18 protein-coding genes are annotated in these 19,664 nt (G+C 35.6%); 15 read left to right on the top strand and 3 right to left on the bottom strand.

Annotation, left to right across the window (positions count from 1 at the left end; all coding sequences use genetic code 11):
* Positions 1 to 126: 126 nt before the first annotated feature.
* Positions 127 to 1,122: a YeiH family protein gene (locus HMPREF3270_RS06250; RefSeq protein WP_070848256.1), complete on the bottom strand. Its 996-nt coding sequence runs from the start codon at positions 1,120 to 1,122 to the stop codon at positions 127 to 129.
* 122 nt (positions 1,123 to 1,244) lie between these two features.
* On the opposite strand from HMPREF3270_RS06250, the gene HMPREF3270_RS06245 reads away from it, so the two are divergent.
* Positions 1,245 to 2,075 (top strand): LysR family transcriptional regulator, encoded by an 831-nt coding sequence (locus tag HMPREF3270_RS06245; protein WP_070848257.1) that lies wholly within the window; start codon positions 1,245 to 1,247, stop codon positions 2,073 to 2,075.
* Positions 2,076 to 2,179: 104 nt separating this feature from the next.
* Here the strand turns inward: HMPREF3270_RS06245 and HMPREF3270_RS06240 are convergent, their stop codons facing one another.
* Complete coding sequence (locus HMPREF3270_RS06240; protein ID WP_002480735.1) at positions 2,180 to 2,398, bottom strand: hypothetical protein; 219 nt, start codon at positions 2,396 to 2,398, stop codon at positions 2,180 to 2,182.
* Between the two features lie 270 nt (positions 2,399 to 2,668).
* Here HMPREF3270_RS06240 and HMPREF3270_RS06235 point away from each other — a divergent pair, with 270 nt between their 5' ends.
* The 13 genes from HMPREF3270_RS06235 to thiW all read left to right on the top strand — a co-directional run bounded on the left by HMPREF3270_RS06235 (position 2,669) and on the right by thiW (position 15,677).
* A complete protein-coding gene (locus tag HMPREF3270_RS06235) occupies positions 2,669 to 3,466 on the top strand; it encodes a TIGR00282 family metallophosphoesterase (RefSeq protein ID WP_070848258.1) in 798 nt (265 codons plus the stop codon).
* A gap of 114 nt (positions 3,467 to 3,580) precedes the next feature.
* Complete coding sequence (locus tag HMPREF3270_RS06230) at positions 3,581 to 5,356, top strand: 2-oxoacid:acceptor oxidoreductase subunit alpha (protein WP_070848259.1); 1,776 nt, start codon at positions 3,581 to 3,583, stop codon at positions 5,354 to 5,356.
* Positions 5,343 to 6,209 carry a 2-oxoacid:ferredoxin oxidoreductase subunit beta gene (locus HMPREF3270_RS06225; protein WP_002480738.1) on the top strand — a complete coding sequence of 289 codons (867 nt, stop codon included), beginning with the start codon at positions 5,343 to 5,345 and terminating at the stop codon, positions 6,207 to 6,209. The genes HMPREF3270_RS06230 and HMPREF3270_RS06225 overlap by 14 nt, the downstream gene beginning before the upstream one ends.
* A gap of 205 nt (positions 6,210 to 6,414) precedes the next feature.
* Positions 6,415 to 6,933 carry a type II toxin-antitoxin system YoeB family toxin gene (locus HMPREF3270_RS06220; RefSeq protein ID WP_070848260.1) on the top strand — a complete coding sequence of 173 codons (519 nt, stop codon included), beginning with the start codon at positions 6,415 to 6,417 and terminating at the stop codon, positions 6,931 to 6,933.
* 88 nt (positions 6,934 to 7,021) lie between these two features.
* Positions 7,022 to 7,312 (top strand): thiamine-binding protein, encoded by a 291-nt coding sequence (locus HMPREF3270_RS06215; protein ID WP_002480740.1) that lies wholly within the window; start codon positions 7,022 to 7,024, stop codon positions 7,310 to 7,312.
* A gap of 171 nt (positions 7,313 to 7,483) precedes the next feature.
* Positions 7,484 to 9,205, top strand: a complete 1,722-nt coding sequence (opp4A, locus tag HMPREF3270_RS06210) for an oligopeptide ABC transporter substrate-binding protein (protein ID WP_070848261.1) — start codon at positions 7,484 to 7,486, stop codon at positions 9,203 to 9,205.
* A gap of 64 nt (positions 9,206 to 9,269) precedes the next feature.
* The gene (locus HMPREF3270_RS06205; RefSeq protein WP_070848262.1) at positions 9,270 to 10,250 is read left to right on the top strand and encodes an ABC transporter ATP-binding protein; all 981 of its coding nucleotides are present in this window, start codon (positions 9,270 to 9,272) and stop codon (positions 10,248 to 10,250) included.
* A 12-nt stretch (positions 10,251 to 10,262) separates the two neighbouring features.
* Positions 10,263 to 11,249 (top strand): ABC transporter ATP-binding protein, encoded by a 987-nt coding sequence (locus tag HMPREF3270_RS06200; RefSeq protein WP_023015664.1) that lies wholly within the window; start codon positions 10,263 to 10,265, stop codon positions 11,247 to 11,249.
* A complete protein-coding gene (gene opp4B / locus HMPREF3270_RS06195) occupies positions 11,246 to 12,214 on the top strand; it encodes an oligopeptide ABC transporter permease (protein ID WP_002480744.1) in 969 nt (322 codons plus the stop codon). Before HMPREF3270_RS06200 ends, opp4B begins: the two co-directional genes overlap by 4 nt.
* Before the next feature lie 12 nt (positions 12,215 to 12,226).
* A complete protein-coding gene (gene opp4C / locus HMPREF3270_RS06190) occupies positions 12,227 to 13,126 on the top strand; it encodes an oligopeptide ABC transporter permease (RefSeq protein ID WP_070848263.1) in 900 nt (299 codons plus the stop codon).
* A gap of 122 nt (positions 13,127 to 13,248) precedes the next feature.
* Complete coding sequence (miaB, locus tag HMPREF3270_RS06185; protein WP_002480746.1) at positions 13,249 to 14,790, top strand: tRNA (N6-isopentenyl adenosine(37)-C2)-methylthiotransferase MiaB; 1,542 nt, start codon at positions 13,249 to 13,251, stop codon at positions 14,788 to 14,790.
* Positions 14,790 to 15,146, top strand: coding sequence for a YlbF/YmcA family competence regulator (locus HMPREF3270_RS06180; protein ID WP_002480747.1), 357 nt, complete (start codon positions 14,790 to 14,792; stop codon positions 15,144 to 15,146). The genes miaB and HMPREF3270_RS06180 overlap by 1 nt, the downstream gene beginning before the upstream one ends.
* Before the next feature lie 33 nt (positions 15,147 to 15,179).
* Entirely contained in the window at positions 15,180 to 15,677 is a 498-nt protein-coding gene (thiW, locus tag HMPREF3270_RS06175; RefSeq protein WP_002480748.1) for an energy coupling factor transporter S component ThiW, read from the top strand.
* A gap of 155 nt (positions 15,678 to 15,832) precedes the next feature.
* Here thiW and HMPREF3270_RS06170 read toward each other — a convergent pair whose 3' ends face one another.
* Positions 15,833 to 16,780 carry a glycerophosphodiester phosphodiesterase gene (locus tag HMPREF3270_RS06170; protein ID WP_070848264.1) on the bottom strand — a complete coding sequence of 316 codons (948 nt, stop codon included), beginning with the start codon at positions 16,778 to 16,780 and terminating at the stop codon, positions 15,833 to 15,835.
* Positions 16,781 to 17,056: 276 nt separating this feature from the next.
* Here HMPREF3270_RS06170 and mutS point away from each other — a divergent pair, with 276 nt between their 5' ends.
* Positions 17,057 to 19,660 carry a DNA mismatch repair protein MutS gene (mutS, locus tag HMPREF3270_RS06165; protein WP_070848280.1) on the top strand — a complete coding sequence of 868 codons (2,604 nt, stop codon included), beginning with the start codon at positions 17,057 to 17,059 and terminating at the stop codon, positions 19,658 to 19,660.
* The last annotated feature ends 4 nt before the right edge of the window (positions 19,661 to 19,664 follow it).

Below are 19,664 nucleotides of genomic sequence, written 5' to 3'. Positions count from 1 at the left end.
AGTGATTATCACCAGTCCTAAATAGTATAGAGCCGAGATAGCTCAAGGTTCTTTTATATACAAATAAACTATCCCTTCAGCTTTTGAATGAGCTCAAGGGATAGTTTCATTTAATTCATATTAAACTTATATATGCAGCATACTTAGAGTCGCAAAAGTTAATGCGGATAATATAATAGATGCGATTACAATTGCTATTAATGGTTTGCCGGCACGATCTTTAATATCTTTTAAGGCAACATTCAAGCCCAATCCAACCATTGCCATTATGATGAGTAATGTTGCTAAGAAATTTAATACTGCCATTAAAGGTTCTGGCAATGGTAAATACGTATTAATCAGTGCAGCAATAATAAAACCAAATAAGAAATATGGAATTTCTATTTTAGCTTTTTGTGCACTATGTTGTGATTTGTATTTCATGATTGCGAGTAAAATCAAACTGACTGGAATCAATAGAAATACACGTCCGAGTTTTGCGAGTAGTCCGATTTTAAGTGAAGCTTCTCCCGCAAATCCAGCAGCTAATACGACATGCGCAATTTCATGTAAACTACTGCCTGACCATGCGCCATATAATTGTGGCGCAATATTAAAGATAGATGTAATAACAGTGTAGGCTAATGAAAAGAGTGTTCCGATTAATGCGATAATGCCTACACTTAATGCTGTGTCTTTCTCTTTCGCTTTTAGAATTGAAGAAGTTGCGGCAATAGCAGCTGCACCGCAAATTCCTGTTCCGATACCTAATAGAAGACCGATATCACGATCACCTTTAAGCCATTTGTTTAATAAGAAAATAAAACAGATACTAAAAATAACTACACCGATATCCACGAGTAATAATGTACGTCCTTGTGTAATGATTTCGTTAATATTTAGTTTAAGACCATACAAGACAATCGCAAATTTCAAAAGCTTTTTCGCTGAAAATTCAATGCCAGGTCTAAGTGTTTCCGGATATCCTTTAATATGTCGATAAACAATCGCAAATAAGATGGCAATAGTCAATGCACCTACATTTGCGAGAATCGGCAACTTCGCTAACAACATACTGATGAGTGCGATAACCAGAGTAAAGAGTATCCCTAGTATGAAAGGTTTTTGTCTAAATGTTGTCATAGTCATGCCTCCTTAAGATTAAGGTTATCATTGGCTGACTATAACGTTAAATAAATATTTGGTATAGCGCTCATAACAAATTTGTTATAATAGTGAAAAGTCAAAGAGTCGGAGGACGTACAATGGATCCTTTTAAAGTATTAATTGAAGTCGTAAAAACGAGAAGCTACACGAAAGCAGCACAAAACTTATATACCTCGCAACCTTCAATCAGCCGAGATATTAAACGCTTAGAAAGTGACTATGACGTGAAGGTATTTGAATTTAAACATTCGAACATGCGACTCACAACTGATGGTGAAACTTTATTTCGATATGCGATACAAAAACAGCGACTTGAAGATCGTTTGAGAAAAGATTTAAAACAAGCACCTCATACAATTTCAGGAGAACTAACCATTGGCAGCAGTTACACTTACGGAGAATATCGATTGTCTGAACATCTCGCAGACTTGGCTCTAAAATATCCTAAATTACACATTCATGCGAGATTAGATAACTCAGAACATATTATTGGACATCTTAAACATAATAGTATCGATGTAGGTATTGTAGAAAAAGAAATTCAAGACAATGCGTTAAATAAAATTAAAATTGAACATGATGAGTTAGTTTTAATTCGTAGAAAAGGGCAAGTGTTTGAACAAGCTTCAACGTTTTATATTAGAGAAAGAGGCTCAGGCACGCGTGCATACCAAGAGAAGGGAATTGAGAAACTAGGCTTAGATGATATCTTTTTAGTTGAAATGAATAATACCACACTGATTAAAAATATGGTGCGCAGTGGTATGGGAATATCTATTGTTTCCTCTTCAGCACTGACTCCTTATGATCATCAATATTTAAGCGTAGTACCTGTAGATATACAACGTGATTTTTATTTGTTTACACATAAGAATAAATACATTGATGATAATCTAAGCTTATTGATAGAACATTTGAAGAAGCAATAAAAAGTTGAACATAAAAAAGAAGTTAAGCATATTTTGCTTAACTTCACGTGTTTCATGTGTCAGTGTATATCACTGCATTGCTTTTATTTTTATAATCGTTGTCTTTATTTAGATAAAAGTAAATCTGTTTGTTTTACTTCTTTAAGTACTTCGCATGTATCTAAAGCGTTTGAAGATAATTGTGCGTATCTTTCAGCTAAACGATAAGCATTAACATAAAGTTCTAAAGCTTCTTTTGCGATATCTTCAGCATCCTCACTTTTTGACGGATTTGATTGAAGTACTAGTTCTGCGAACTTTTCGGGATCAATATTAATTGACATTGAATAACGACATCTCCTATAAATTTGATAGACAAATCATAACATACAAACACACCCTGAAAAAGTAAAACTTCTAGTCGAAAATTGACAGATTTTTTACAAATACAACAATGTGATGTATGAATGACTTAATTACTTTTACCCGCTCTACATAAAATTAAAGATGAAGTTATTAAAACTTAAAAGAATCTTTGATTTCAGAACGCGATTGATACTTTTCAATTGATGCTTTTTCCATTAAACTAACTAATATGAGAGGATGAAGGAACGTTGAGAATATTATTTATCGGCGATATCGTAGGTAAGGTAGGACGTCAGGCAATCACGACGTATCTTCCTAAATTGAAACAATATTACCGTCCGACTGCGACAATTGTGAATGCTGAAAATGCGGCACACGGCAAAGGACTGACTGAAAAAATTTATAAACAATTATTACGTGAAGGCGTAGACTTTATGACGATGGGCAATCATACGTATGGTCAGCGTCAGATTTATGAGTTTATTGATGATGCGAAACGTATGGTCAGACCTGCGAACTTCCCTGATGAAGCACCAGGTGTCGGCATGCGTTATATGCAGATTAATGACACAAAACTTGCTGTTATCAATTTGCAAGGACGCGCTTTTATGCAAGATATTGATGATCCATTTAAAAAAGCAGATGCTTTGATTAAAGAAGCACAAAAAGAAACGCCTTATATTTTTGTAGATTTTCATGCGGAAACAACATCAGAGAAAAATGCGATGGGCTGGTATTTAGATGGCCGCGCAAGTGCTGTAGTTGGAACGCATACACATATTCAAACTTCAGATAACCGTATTTTACCTCAAGGTACAGGTTACATTACAGATGTCGGTATGACTGGCTTCTATGATGGTATTTTAGGTATTAATCGTGATGAAGTCATTTACCGTTTTATCTCAAGTTTACCGCAACGTCATGTTGTACCTGACGAGGGAAGAGAAGTTTTATCTGGTGTAGTTATTGATTTAGATAAAAATGGTAAAACCAAAAAGATTGAACGGATTTTAATTAACGAAGATAACCCATTCGAAATGGTCTGATAGGGTATCGTCCGTTAGTATGAATTTCACTTAAAACCACTGTTATCATAGTAATACAGTGGTTTATTTTGTTATGATGATAGATGAATTATATTACAGGAGGCAAAGCTAGGTATGAAATCACAAGTATCTTGGAAAGTAGGCGGACAACAAGGTGAAGGAATTGAATCGACTGGAGAAATCTTTGCCACAGCAATGAACCGTGAAGGGTATTATCTCTACGGATACAGACATTTCTCAAGCCGTATTAAAGGCGGACATACCAATAATAAAATCAGGGTATCAACAACACCTGTACATGCGATCAGCGATGATTTAGATATTCTAATCGCATTTGATCAAGAAACGATTGAATTAAACCATCATGAAATGCGTGATGACAGCGTAATTATTGTAGATGCAAAAGCAAAACCGTCTCGTCCTGAAAATTGTAAAGCCCAACTGATCGTACTGCCTTTTACTGATATCGCAAAAGATCTAGGTACGAAATTAATGAAAAACATGGTCGCAATTGGTGCAACATGTGCCATTATGGATTTAGATATCAAATCTTTCGAATCTTTAATTGCGAATACATTCGGTAAAAAAGGCGAAAATATTGTAGACATGAACGTTCAAGCGTTGCATGCAGGCTATGAAGCTATGAAAGAAGAAATGACAGACTTAAAAGGTGACTACCACCTTGAAGCAAGCCAGTCTGAGCCGCATTTATATATGATTGGTAACGATGCGATTGGTTTAGGTGCGATTTCAGCGGGTTCTAAATTTATGGCTGCTTATCCGATTACACCAGCATCAGAAATCATGGAATATATGATTGAAAACTTACCAAAAGTAAATGGTGCAGTTATCCAAACTGAGGATGAAATTGCGGCTGCGACAATGGCTATCGGTGCAAACTATGCAGGTGTCCGTGCATTTACAGCATCAGCAGGACCTGGCTTGTCGTTAATGATGGAATCTATCGGGTTATCAGGTATGACTGAAACACCGTTAGTGATTGTGAATACACAACGTGGCGGTCCATCAACAGGCTTACCGACAAAAGAAGAACAATCTGACTTAATGCAGATGATTTATGGTACGCATGGCGATATTCCTAAAATTGTCGTAGCACCGACAGATGCTGAAGATTCGTTCTATTTAACAGTAGAAGCTTTCAACTTAGCTGAAGAATACCAATGCCCAGTCATTATCTTAAGTGATTTACAATTAGCATTAGGTAAACAAACTGTTGAACAATTAGATTTCAGTCGTGTAGAAATTAAACGTGGCGAGTTGCTTCAAAGTGATATTGAAAGAGATGAAGATGATAAATCTTACTTCAAACGTTATGCATTAACAGCAAGCGGTGTATCACCGCGACCAATTCCAGGTGTTAAAGGCGGTATTCATCATGTGACAGGTGTAGAACACAGTCCAGAAGGTAAACCTAGCGAGTCTGCACAAAACCGTCAAGAACAAATGGACAAACGTATGCGTAAGACAGAAAAGTTATTAATCAATGAACCTGTGATTGATGATCAACCGTATGATGAAGCGGATATCTTATATATTGGTTTCATTTCAACAAAAGGTGCAATTCAAGAAGGTAAAGCACGTCTTGAAGATGAAGGTATTAAAGTCAATCATTTACAAATTAAACAATTGCATCCGTTCCCTACACAAATTGTGCAAGAAGCGGTAGATAAAGCGAAAAAAGTAGTTGTTGTTGAACATAACTATCAAGGACAACTTGCGAATATATTAAAAATGAATGTGAACGTCCATCAAAAATTAATCAATCAAACGAAGTATGATGGTACACCATTCTTACCACATGAAATTGAAGAAAAAGGTTTAGAAATTGCCAAAGAAACTGAAGGAGTGGTTACAGGTGGCAACATTTAAAGATTTTAGAAATAACGTTAAGCCTAACTGGTGTCCAGGTTGCGGTGACTTCTCAGTCCAAGCAGCGATTCAAAAAGCAGCTGCAAATGTAGGCTTAGAACCAGAAGAAGTAGCATTAATTACAGGTATCGGTTGTTCAGGTCGTTTATCAGGCTATGTTAACTCATATGGTATGCACGCGATTCACGGTCGTGCTTTACCGATTGCGCAAGGTGTTAAAATGGCCAATAAAGATTTAACAGTGATTTGTTCAGGCGGTGACGGAGATGGTTATGCGATTGGTATGGGTCATACCATTCATGCATTACGTCGTAACATGAACATTACGTACATCGTTATGGATAACCAAATTTATGGTTTAACTAAAGGACAAACATCACCATCATCAGCACCTGGCTTTGTGACAAAAACTACACCAAAAGGCAACATTGAGCAAAACGTCGCACCGTTAGAATTAGCATTATCATCAGGTGCAACATTTGTAGGACAAGGTTTCTCAAGTGACATCAAAGGATTGACTGCTTTAATCGAAGAAGCAATCAACCATGATGGTTTCTCATTTGTGAACGTTTTCTCACCATGTGTGACTTATAATAAAGTAAATACGTATGATTGGTTTAAAGAAAATCTTGTATCTGTTGATGAATTAGAAGATTATGATCCATCAGATAAAGGTAAAGCAACACAAGCAGTTATCAATCATGAATCATTGCTGACAGGTATTGTATATCAAGATAAAGAAACACCTTCTTATGAATCACAATTAGAAGTTATGAGCGGAGAAGCTTTAGCTAAGCAAGATATCAACATTGACCAATCACAATTTGATGAACTAACAAAACAATTTATTTAAAATACAAAATAGCCTTCATATTCTTCAAATAACGGGTATAAGTTATTGTAAGGGTATGAAGGCTTATTTATGATTCTGAAAATATATTTATATGATTATTTTGTATATCCATTAAATTGAGATTGACTAAAGTTTAAAATAAAAGTTTGGCATACCGCTTAATCAGGGTAATGTTTAAATAAGTCGCATTTAAGAGGTGTACAAAATGAAGAAAGAGATAAACGGAAATGAAACTCCTATGACACAAGAGCACTTATTAAATAAAATTGCACATAGTTACTTAGAAGGACAGCAAGTAAATCCTTCAAATGAACATATAATTGAAAATGAAACACCACAAGGGTATGATGCACGCATTTATTTATTAAAAAACGAAGCCAATCGAAAACATTTAGCACACTGTATTAGAGATTATATCAATGGACATCTCGTAAAAGTATTAGTAGACGATCATTTATTAATCGATTTTACGGAAACAGCAAATAATGATCATACCCATTTCAAAAGTTTAAATGGAGAATTAATCAAACATTTTAATCGAGCAATCAGACAAATTAAAGGTGAAATTCCTTTTGATGAAGATAATCATCCTGTGCCTCTATATGTTAGACGAATCAGTGAAGGTGGTTTTAAAGTTTTGAAACTTGATGAAATCCACCGCCTAGTCTATAAAGAAATTGATCATCGCCTCATTATTATCAGCTGTTATTACCACACTGTATGATTTCCATAAAACTAAGATAGAATATTCGATAGAAAATATAAATTTTGATACAGTAAAGTTAATGAAATAGTGAAAAGAGGTTTGAAAGATGCAAGATACATTGATGAGTATTCAAGTATTACCTAAAACACCCAATGGTGAAGACGTTATTCCATATGTTGATGAAGCGATTTCTATTATTGAACAATCTGGATTAAAATTTAGAGTATCGCCATTAGAAACAACCGTTCAAGGCACAATGAGCGAGTGTTTGATTTTAATTCAAAATATTAATGACAGAATGGTCGAACTAGAAGTACCAAGTGTCATCAGTCAAGTGAAGTTCTATTATGTACCGACTGGTATTACAATGGAAGATTTGACCGCAAAATATGATTAATAAACATTATTTGCTAAAGCATTCCTAATTACAGGAGTGCTTTTTTGTTTTATCAAACAACCTAATTATAAAAATAATAAAAAATAGAAGCGTCATTGACACAATAGTCTGAATATTAATATAATAATTTCATATAAGCGGCATAGAGATAACAGCAAGAGGAGGAATTATATGAAGAAACGATGGTTTAAGTTAGCGATAGTTTTACTATCACTGTTATTAGTACTATCAGCATGCGGCAGCAAAAAGTCGGATTCTGATAATACTAAGGGTTCAAGCAGTACGGGCAAGAGTGACAAAAAAGGCGGTACATTAAATATTGGTACAGGTGCACCACCAGAAGGTAACTTCTCTGGTATTTATGCAGCATCAGTCACTGATTCAGGTGTTATCGGATTATTCAGTGATGGATTATTCAAAATGGATGATCATTTACAATTAGAACCAAACTTAGTGTCATGGAAAGAAATCGAACCTGCTAAGAAATATAAATTCACATTGAAAAAAGGTGTGAAATGGCAAGATGGTAATCCATTAACAATCAATGACTGGATTTTCACATTAGAAACATTAGCAAATCCTGACTACGATGGTCCACGTTATGACAACGTAGATTGTATCGAAGGGGCACAAGCGAAAAAAGAAGGTCAAGCGGATACAATTTCAGGTATCAAAAAAATTGATGACTACAATGTAGAAATCACATTCAAAGAGAAAAAAGTTAATAACTTATTGAAAATTTATGCTGGCGATTTATTGAGTGAAAAAATCTTTAAAGATATTCCAGTTAAAGATATGGCGAAATCAGACGCTGTTCGTAAACACCCAATCGGTTATGGACCATTCAAAGTTAAAAAAATCGTAGATGGCGAATCAGTACAATTTGAGAAAAACAAAGATTACTGGAAAGGTGAACCAAAACTAGACAAAATCAACTATAAAGTTGTAGACCAAAACGCGATGGTTAAAGCTCTTCAAAACGGCGACATCGACATGGTAGGTCAAGGTACACCACCAATGGCAAAACAAGTTAAAGACTCTAAAGCAGACAACATTAAAGTATTAACAGCACCATCAACACAATACATGATTATCGGATTTGTATTAAGCAAATATGATAAAAAAGCAATGAAAGTCGGAGAACCACTTCCTAAATACCAAGATGTACGTTTAAGAAAAGCAATGGATTATGCGATCAATAAAGATGAATGGATTAAAGCATTCATGTATGGTTACGCTAAACCAACGAACTCATTAATTCCAACAAGTCACTGGGTATCTCAAGGTAATAAAGGCTTAGAAGACTATAGCTACAATGTTAAAAAAGCGAAAAAATTATTAGATGAAGCAGGATATAAAGATAGAGACGGCGATGGTTTCAGAGAAGACCCTAAAGGTAAAAAATTCGAAATCAGCTTGAAACACTATGCAGGTACAAACCCAACATTTGAACCAAGAACTGCAGCACTTAAAGGTTATTGGGAAAAAGTTGGTTTGAAAACTAAAGTCAGCATGGTTGAATTCAGTAAATATAATGCAGATTTAGAAAAATCAGACGGTAACGTTGAAGTTTATGTCAGAGGATGGCAACAAGGGGCTGACCCAGATCCATCAGGTTTATATAAATCAAATGCATTATGGAATGAATCACGTTACAACAACCCAGAATCAGATAAATTATTAGCAGAAGCTACTGATTTTGATGTTGTAGGAAACGACAAAGAAAAACGTAAAGATATCTACTTGAAATGGCAAAAACTTTGGAATAAAGATGTTCCAGTTATCCCTCTTGTAGAACTTGAAGATATTACTTTAGTTAGCAATAAAGTTAAAAACTTTGAAGTTTCATTCAAAGGATCTAACCCTGCAAATGAATGGACTGTAGAAAAATAATTTTGCATGAAAAGCCTCGATTATTTTCGAGGCTTTTTCTAAGCAAAAAAAGGGAGTGTTGAAATTGACATCGAGGAATATTTTAGAAATAACACAATTAAAAACCAGCTTTTACATAAAGAAAGAATGGCATTCTGCAGTTAATGATATTAATTTGTCAGTTGAAGAAGGGGAGATTCTTGGGATCGTAGGTGAATCAGGATCAGGTAAATCTGTATTAAGTTTATCTGTGATGCAGTTATTACCAGAAAAAATTGCCAAGATTGAAGAAGGAGAAATCGTCTTTAAAGGTAAGCGTGTCGACAACATCAGTGAGAATGACTATAACCAACTAAGAGGTAAAGAACTCTCAATGATTTTCCAAGAACCGATGACAGCTTTAAATCCAGTATTTACAATTGGTAATCAACTTACTGAAAAAATCATGCTGCATTTGAAATTGAATAAATCAGAAGCGAGAGCCAAAGCGATTGATTTGCTTAACCAAGTAGGTATTCCGCGTGCCGCAGAAGTCATTGATAACTATCCGCATCAATTATCAGGCGGGATGAGACAGCGTGTCATGATCGCATTAGCTATTTCTTGTAGTCCTGATTTGTTAATCGCCGATGAGCCTACCACTGCCTTAGACGTTACAGTACAAGCCCAAATTTTAGAGTTGTTACGAAAAATCAGAAAAGAAACGAATATGTCTATCATCTTCATTTCGCATGACTTAGCTGTTATCTCAGAACTCTGTGACCGCGTTGCCGTAATGTATGCCGGTAATATTATTGAAACTGGCACGACTAATGAAATTTTCAAATCTCCGAAGCATCCTTATACACAAGCTTTAATCAGATCGATACCTAAATTAGACAGTGATGTTGAAAAATTAGAAGTTATTGAAGGTAGTGTCCCTTCACTTGTTAATATGCCGAAAGTAGGATGTAAATTCGCAAACAGATGTCCGCGTGTTATGGATATCTGTAAAACTGAAAACGTCGCTTTAAAATCGATTGACGCAAAACATAAAGTCGCTTGTCATTTATATGACGAGCAATAATGGAGGAACGATATGGATAAAAAGACAATCTTAGAAGTAAACAATCTTAAGCAATATTATCCAATTAAAGGTGGATTTTTTCGTAGAACAATCGGTCAAGTTAAAGCAGTAGACGGTATCAGTTTTAAAATTAATGAAGGAGAAACAATGGGGCTTGTTGGTGAATCAGGCTGTGGTAAATCGTCAGCAGGACGCAGCATTTTAAGATTACAGACACCGACAGATGGTACTGTTTTATTCGATGGCGAGGATATCACAAAGATTCAAGGTAGAAAGTTGAGAGAAGCGAGACAAGGTTTTCAAATGGTCTTTCAAGATCCTTATGCATCATTAAACCCGCTTCAAATGGTCGGCGATATCGTCGCTGAACCGATTAAAAACTATCATAAAATATCTAAAGAAGAACTCGAAAAAGAAGTCAAAGCACTGCTTGTCAAAGTAGGTCTAAATACAGAAGACTATTACAAATATGCGCATGAATTTTCAGGGGGTCAAAGACAAAGGGTCGGTATTGCACGTGCACTCGCTTTAAAACCAAAACTTATCATTTTAGATGAACCTGTCAGTGCGTTAGATGTTTCTGTACAATCTCAAGTTTTGAACTTATTAGATGATTTGCAAGAAGAGTTTAATCTCAGCTATTTATTTATCGCCCATGACTTAAGTGTCGTAAAGCATGTGAGTGATTACATTGGAGTAATGTATCTCGGACACATTGTAGAACAAGGTCCGTCAGATGAAATCTATAACAATCCTAAACATCCATACACACAAGCTTTGATTTCAGCTATTCCTGAAATTGATCCAGAAAAAAGAAAAGAACGTATTTTATTAACAGGTGATTTACCTTCTCCTGCCAATCCACCGACAGGGTGCCCATTCCATACCCGTTGTCCGATTGCTCAAGAAGCGTGTAAAACAACTAAGCCAAAGTATAAAGAAGTCAGTCAAAATCATTTCGCAGCATGCTTATTGATTGAGGAAGAGGTGGAAAAATGATTCAGTTAATTGTTCGTCGTTTATTATTGATGATTCCGTTATTATTCTTAATTTCAATCGTTATCTTCGGTATTGCGAAAATGCAGCCGGGTGATGCTTTTACAGGATCTGTAACGTCAACTGATAGTTCAGCATCTAAATATATTGAACAGCAAAGAAAAAAATTAGGCTATGACCAGCCGATTCATGTGCAATATATGAAATGGGCTGAAAAAATCGCTCAAGGTGATTTAGGTGAATCTGTACGATTCAAACGTCCAGTTTTAGATTTAATTAAAGAAAGAATGCCAAACACAATTACACTAGGTACATTAAGTTTGATATTTACTTATATTTTAGCGTTTCCGCTTGGTATTGTTTCAGGACGGAAACCGTACTCACCTTTAGATTATTCTATACAAATCGCGAACTATTTCTTACTCGCGTTACCTTCATTTGTAGCGGGTGTGTTCGCAATTTATTTATTTGCTTTCCAATTAAACTGGTTCCCATTCCAAGGCTCAGTGACGATTGGTTTGGAAGAAGGTACATTCCCGTACTATATGAGTAAAATTTATCATGCCTTATTGCCTGCATTGATTCTAGGTATTATGTCGACAGCAGGTTACGTACAATTCTTAAGAAATGATATTATCGAAAATTCACGTAAAGACTATGTCAGAACAGCACGTTCAAATGGTATTTCAGAAAACAAAATTTACAACAAACATATTTTAAGAAACTCAGTCATTCCGATTGTGACATTCTTCGGTGGAGATGTGTTATCTATCTTCGGTGGGGCTGTTATTACTGAAACGATTTTCTCTTATCCTGGTATCGGTAAATTATTAATTGAAGCAATCAGTGGTAAAGACTATCCATTAATGATGGCATTACTTTTATTCTTTGCATTTTTAGGACTATTAGCGAACTTAATATCCGACATCACATACAGTATTGTAGACCCTAGAATTAAGAGCAACTAAGGAGGAGAAGACATGTCTAAAAAATCAAAAAAGAAACATGAAAGTTATTCACCGCTGAAAACAGCCATGATTCACTTCACACATAATAAATTAGCAATGACAGCGCTGATTACATTAATTGCGATATTTGTGATTTCAATGTTATCTCCACTGCTTGCGCCGTACGATCCAAACTTACAAAATTTGGTTTATATTAAGGGGGATATGTCACCAGAACACTGGTTAGGCACAGATGCCGGTGGACGTGATATTTTAAGTCGTCTGCTTTATTCTGGTCGTGTCTCTATGGTCTTTGGGATTGTGACAACTGCCGGAATTTTAATCATCGGTTTGATTGTCGGAATGATTTCAGGTTACTATGGCGGCAAAGTAGATACCATTTTAATGCGTTTTACTGAGTTTGTTATGTTGTTTCCATTCATTCCATTCGCAATCGTATTAAATGCGACATTCAGTGACAAAATCAAAAATCCATATGGCTCAGCATTTATTTTAGCAGCTGTAATCATTACCTTATCATGGGTTGGGATTGCCAGATTAACTCGTGGTAAAGTCATGCAGGAAAAAGAAAATGAATATTTCTTAGCGGCTGTTTCAATTGGAACACCTGTTTATAAAATTATGTTAAAACACTTACTTCCAAATATTTTAAGTGTCATCATTGTACAAGCAACATTATTATTTGCGGTACAAATCGTGGCAGAAGCTGGTTTGAGTTTCCTTGGTTTCGGTATTGCGAAAACAACACCGACATGGGGGAATATGTTATCGGATGCGCAAGAAGCGGATGTATTAAGCAGTAAACCATGGATTTGGATGCCACCAGCGATGATTATTACGATTACAATTTTATGTATCAACTTCGTGGGTGAAGGATTAAAAGATGCTTTGAACCCTAAATCTAAACACTAATCAAAGAGTCGGTCACATTGACCGGCTTTTTCTTATGAGAACAAGAATCATTTTGCACTTTTATGATAAACCATATATAATGTAATAATGATAAATCGGGGATATAGAAAGGATTTTGCGAAGTGAATGAAGAACAAAGAAAAGCAGGTTCTTTAGACGTCATTGCTCAACGAAATAAAAAAGAAAAAGATTATAGTCAGTACTTCGAAACAGTGTATCAACCTCCTAGTTTAAAAGAAGCCAAAAAACGCGGTAAAGAAGAAGTAAAATATAATCGTGATTTCCAAATAGATGAAAAGTTTAAAGATATGGGTAAAGGCCGTACGTTCTTTATTAAAACATACGGTTGTCAAATGAACGCACATGACACAGAAGTAATGGCAGGTATTTTTGAGGCACTTGGTTATACGTTAGCAGACGACATGTTGAAAGCGGATGTTATTTTACTGAATACTTGTGCAATCCGTGAGAATGCGGAGAATAAAGTGTTCAGTGAAATCGGTAATTTAAAACATTTAAAACGTGATCGTCCAGATTGCTTAATCGGCGTTTGCGGTTGTATGTCACAAGAAGAATCAGTTGTAAATAAAATCTTAAAATCATTCCAAAATGTGGACATGATTTTCGGTACGCATAATATTCATAAGTTGCCTGAAATTTTAGAAGAAGCTTATTTATCTAAAGCAATGGTCATTGATGTATGGTCAAAAGAAGGCGATGTTATTGAAAACTTGCCTAAAGTACGTGATGATTATTTCAAAGCTTGGGTCAATATTATGTACGGTTGTGATAAGTTCTGTACATATTGTATTGTTCCGTTTACACGCGGTAAAGAACGTAGCCGTAGACCAGAAGACATTATTGAAGAAGTCCGTGATTTAGCACGTCAAGGTTATAAAGAGATTACATTATTAGGACAAAATGTTAACTCATATGGCAAGGACTTACAAGATATTGAATATGGTTTAGGCGATTTATTTGAAGATATCGCTAAAATTGATATTCCACGTGTTCGCTTCACAACAAGTCATCCATGGGACTTCACAGACCACATGATTGAAGTTATTGCCAAAGGCGGCAATATTGTTCCACACATTCATTTACCGGTACAATCAGGTAATGATGCCGTACTTAAAATTATGGGACGTAAATATACACGTGAAAGTTATTTAGATTTAGTAAATCGTATCAAAGCAGCAATTCCAGATGTTGCGTTAACAACAGATATCATTGTCGGTTATCCAAATGAAACTGAAGAACAATTTGAAGAGACTTTATCACTATATGATGAAGTTGAATTCGAACATGCGTATACGTACCTTTATTCACAACGTGATGGTACACCAGCAGCACGTATGAAAGATAACGTGGCAACTGAAGTGAAGAAAGAACGATTACAACGTTTGAATAAAAAAGTCGGTTATTATTCAGAACGTGCCTTAAAAGCATACGAAGGTGAAGTGGTCACTGTACTATGTGAAGGCAGCAGTAAAAAAGATGAAAATGTTTTAGCAGGTTATACTGAGAAAAACAAACTTGTCAATTTCAGAGGACCTAAAGAAGCAATTGGTCAATTAGTGAAAGTGAAAATTGATGAAGCGAAACAATATTCTTTAAACGGTACATTCTTAAATATTGTGGAAGCTGAAGCGGTTGAAGCATAATGTACGATAAAGCAGAGATTATCGCTAAGGCACAAGCACTCAGTGATCAAATAAAAGCTTTAGAAACCGTTAAAGAATATCAAAAAGTTGAACAACAAATACATCGTAATCATCATATCGATGCGTGGATGGCTGATTTGAAACAACGACAAAAGCAATCAGTCAATTTGCAGAACTACGGCAAAATGGAAGCTTTCAAGCGTAGTGAAGCAGAGATTGCGGAGATTCAACAAAAAATCAATGCGTTGCCGATTGTGACAGAGTTTCGTGATGCCCAAGCAGATGCGAATGATTTATTGCAGATGATGATTAATACGATGGCTGATCAGTTAAATGCAGCGCACCACAAGCAGTAACTTTAAATTATAAGTGAAAGGGCGTTTTTTATTGTGAATGTAAGAAAACTTACACTGACTTCAATGTTTATCGCCATTAATGTGGTTTTAAGCAGTTTGATTGTTATCCCTATTGGACCGATTAAAGCAGCACCGATTCAGCATATGATTAATGTGCTATGTGCTGTATTTGTAGGACCGTGGTTTGGATTGGCACAAGCCTTTCTATCTTCTGTAATTAGAATGATGTTCGGCACAGGATCTGCTTTTGCGTTTCCTGGCAGTATGATTGGTGTATTGTTGGCAAGTGCACTTTACCGCTACCGTAAACATTTATTTATGGCAGCTATCGGTGAAGTCATCGGTACAGGATTAATCGGAAGTTTTATGTGTATTCCATTAGCATTCGTACTCGGTTTACAACATTTTGCGATTAAACCTTTAATGGCAGCCTTTATTACTTCAAGTGCTGTCGGTGCTTTCATCAGCTATGTTGTATTAATGATATTATTTAAAAAAGGCAAACTCTCTCGTTGGTTGCCTAAAGATTAATAAATAAGACCCCATTCGTTTCTTAAATGAAGTGAATGGGGTCATTGTTATATCTTGTGGTTTTTATAACTAAATATTGTTTTAGTCATAGAAAGAAAATACTAGTAAACTGTTAGAATCTCATACATGAAATAACTATATGTGGTCAATTAGTACTATTTTTGATCACGTAACTGAATATACTGATCAATATAGTTTGAAAATGCACCATCTACACCTGCATTCAGCAATGCTTGCATCTCTGGTTGTGTATTTACTGTATATGGATGAACAAGTAAGTCGTGACGATGTGCTTTGTCGACATTTTGTGGTGTCGCATCATGATATTCAGGGCCGACACCTTGTGCATAAGATGAAATAAAGTCTAGTTGTTGATCAGTATAAGCAGATAATTGACCAACATCTGTTAGTTGAATAAGCGGAATATGGTTATTTAAGCGTTGCATCTTCAGTAAACTTTCTTGTGAGAAGCTTTGAATCACAACTTGTCCGTTTTTTAGTTTTGCAGGAGTTAATAAGCCATGTTGATTCAGTGTTTGAAGTAATTTTTCTTCCATACCTGGATACACATCTGGTGACTTTGTCTCGATATAATAATTAGTATCTTGACCATAACGATTTAAAATCTCGTCAAGCGTCGGAATTTTTGCGCCTTCATATTCAGGTTCCGCATATTGTGGATTTTCAACGTTAAACCAAGTACCGACATCCATTTGTTTCAGTTGTTCTGTCGTATAATTTTTGACGGGACCATGGAATTTTCCACCAGTTGTACGATCTACCGTTTCATCATGCATCGCGATAAGATTGCCGTCTTTAGTCATCTGTAAATCCAATTCAATATAGTCTGCGTTAAGTTCATGTTTCGCTTTGTCATATGCGAAGAAAGTATGTTCAGGTGCATAACCACTCGCGCCACGATGTGCGATTGAAACATTTTGATTTAAGATGTTATGCGGATGATTCGACATGTTTTTTGTAGACTGATTATGCGCATTTGAAGCTGGACCGATAGTGTCAGTGTTCGCATAAGAAGCTTGGGAAGTTGCGAGAAGTGCAGTAGAAATCATGAGAGTAGAAAAAACAGTTGATTTAATTTTCATATGTATTTATGCTCCTTTGTTTAAGATATTTTCATGATAGCTTAAGTTTTAAGGAGAATTGCACATATTTACTATAAGTTTATAAAAGTTAACTATGGTTTTATGATTTATTATTATTTTTAAAATTAGATTAAAATTACAGTGTAAAGACGATACTCGTTTGTGAGAACATAATTTGTTAAAATAGATGAGTTAAGACAAGTGAAAAGAATATGAATTTCCTATACAATCACTTATAATGATTAAACCTAAAATTAGAAGGAATGATTGAAAATCATGACAAATGTAACGCCGATGATGCAGCAATATTTAAAAATTAAATCACAATATCAAGACTGCTTACTGTTTTTCAGACTAGGCGATTTTTATGAAATGTTTTATGAAGATGCTAAAGTCGCATCGAAAGTGTTAGAAATCACGTTGACGAAGCGTGATGCGAAAAAAGAAAATCCGATACCCATGTGCGGGGTGCCGTATCATTCAGCAGAAAGCTATATCGAAACTTTAATTGATAACGGCTATAAAGTGGCTATTTGTGAACAAATGGAAGATCCGAAGGTTACAAAAGGCATGGTACGCCGTGAAGTCATCCGCGTCGTTACACCTGGTACGATTATGAACCAGGGCGGTGTTGATGAGAAACAAAACAACTATATTTTAAGCTTCGTCAGAGAAAATGGTGACATTGCGTTAAGTTATTGCGATGTTTCTACGGGTGAATTAAAAGTGACACACTTTAAAGATGAAAGTATGTTGCTGAATGAAATCACAACGATTAATCCAAATGAAATTGTGACAGCAGAAACAGTAGAAGAAAACTTAAAACAACAAATGTCGCTTGCGACTGAAACGTTGACTGTTGTAGATGATATCACGAATCAAGACTATCCAGTGAATCAAGTAGAAGATGACTTGATGCATCGTGCTGTACAAGTCTTATTAGATTACATTCATCACACACAAAAACGAAACTTAGATCATATTGAAGATGTCAAAGTGTACGAAGCAGTAGACTTTATGAAAATGGATTATTATGCGAAACGTAATTTAGAGTTAACAGAAAGTATCCGTTTGAAGTCTAAAAAAGGTACTTTATTATGGTTGATGGATGAAACGAAAACTCCGATGGGAGCACGTCGTTTAAAACAATGGATAGATCGACCATTAATTTATAAACAAGCTATTAATGAACGTTTAGATGCAGTGTCTCAATTGATAGACCGCTTCATCGAACGTGATACACTCCGTAATTACTTAAACCAAGTCTATGATATTGAACGCCTTGTGGGACGTGTCAGTTATGGTAACGTCAATGCACGTGATTTAATCCAATTGAAGCACTCAATATCTGAAATTCCGAATATCAAAGCTTTACTAGATGAATTTGACCAACAGCTGCCAGAACAATTCAGACAGCTAGAACCTTTAGATGATTTACTCGATTTATTAGAACAAAGTATCGTGGAAGAGCCTCCGATTTCTGTAAAAGATGGTGGCTTATTTAAACAAGGCTTCAATGAACAGCTTGATGAATATTTAGAAGCGTCAATTAATGGGAAACAATGGCTTGCGCAACTTCAAGCAAAAGAACGAGAACGCACTGGCATTCGCTCATTAAAAATCAGCTTCAACAAAGTATTCGGTTACTTTATCGAAATTACGCGTGCGAATCTAAAAGACTTTGAACCTGCTGATTATGGCTATACACGTAAACAAACTTTATCGAATGCGGAACGTTTTATTACTGACGAATTAAAAGAAAAAGAAGATTTGATTTTAGGCGCAGAAGATAAAGCGGTTGAATTAGAGTACCAGTTATTTGTGAAATTGAGAGAAGCAGTTAAAACTTATACTGAACGTCTTCAAAAACAAGCAAAATTAATTTCAGAAATTGACTGTCTTCAAAGTTTTGCGGAAATCGCGCAAAAATATAACTACGTCAGACCTGAGTTCAGTGAAGATAAAACATTGAACTTAGTCGATTCACGCCATCCAGTGGTAGAACGTGTGATGGATTATAATGATTATGTACCTAATGATTGTTACTTAGATGACGAACAATTTATTTACTTAATTACTGGACCGAATATGTCAGGTAAATCAACATATATGCGTCAAATTGCGATTATCAGTATTATGGCGCAAATGGGGGCATATGTTCCATGTGGTGAAGCGGTCTTACCGATTTTTGACCAAATCTTTACGCGTATCGGTGCAGCGGATGATTTAGTTTCAGGTAAAAGTACGTTCATGGTAGAAATGTTAGAAGCACAAAAAGCCTTGACTTATGCGACTGAAGACAGCTTGATTATCTTCGATGAAATCGGTCGTGGTACTTCTACATTTGATGGTTTAGCATTAGCTCAAGCCATGATTGAATATGTAGCACAAACGTCTCATGCGAAGACTTTATTCTCTACTCACTACCATGAGCTGACAACATTAGATCAATCGTTACCATGTCTTAAAAATGTACATGTCGCAGCAAATGAATATCAAGGCGAATTGATCTTCCTGCATAAAGTTAAAGAGGGTGCAGTAGATGACAGTTATGGTATTCAAGTTGCGAAATTAGCAGACTTACCTGATGAAGTGATTGACCGTGCACAAGTGATTTTAGATGCCTTTGAAGCAAAAGATAAACCACAGCCGCATATTCCGACGAATGAAACATCAGAAATGCAGGTGGCTGAAAGCACAGAAGAAACAAAACAGTCTAAAGGAAATGAAGCAGAGTTCTTCCAAGGTACCTTTGACTTATTTGATAGTGCGCCGAAAGAAAGTGCGATAGAAGCGGAATTGAAACAACTTAATATTTCTAATATGACACCGCTTGAAGCATTGATTAAATTAAACGAATTACAAAATCAATTAAAATAGAGGT

This window comes from Staphylococcus sp. HMSC65H10, from assembly GCF_001839185.1.
Lineage (GTDB): Bacteria > Bacillota > Bacilli > Staphylococcales > Staphylococcaceae > Staphylococcus > Staphylococcus simulans.
This window is presented reverse-complemented; position numbering and strand designations above follow the sequence as displayed.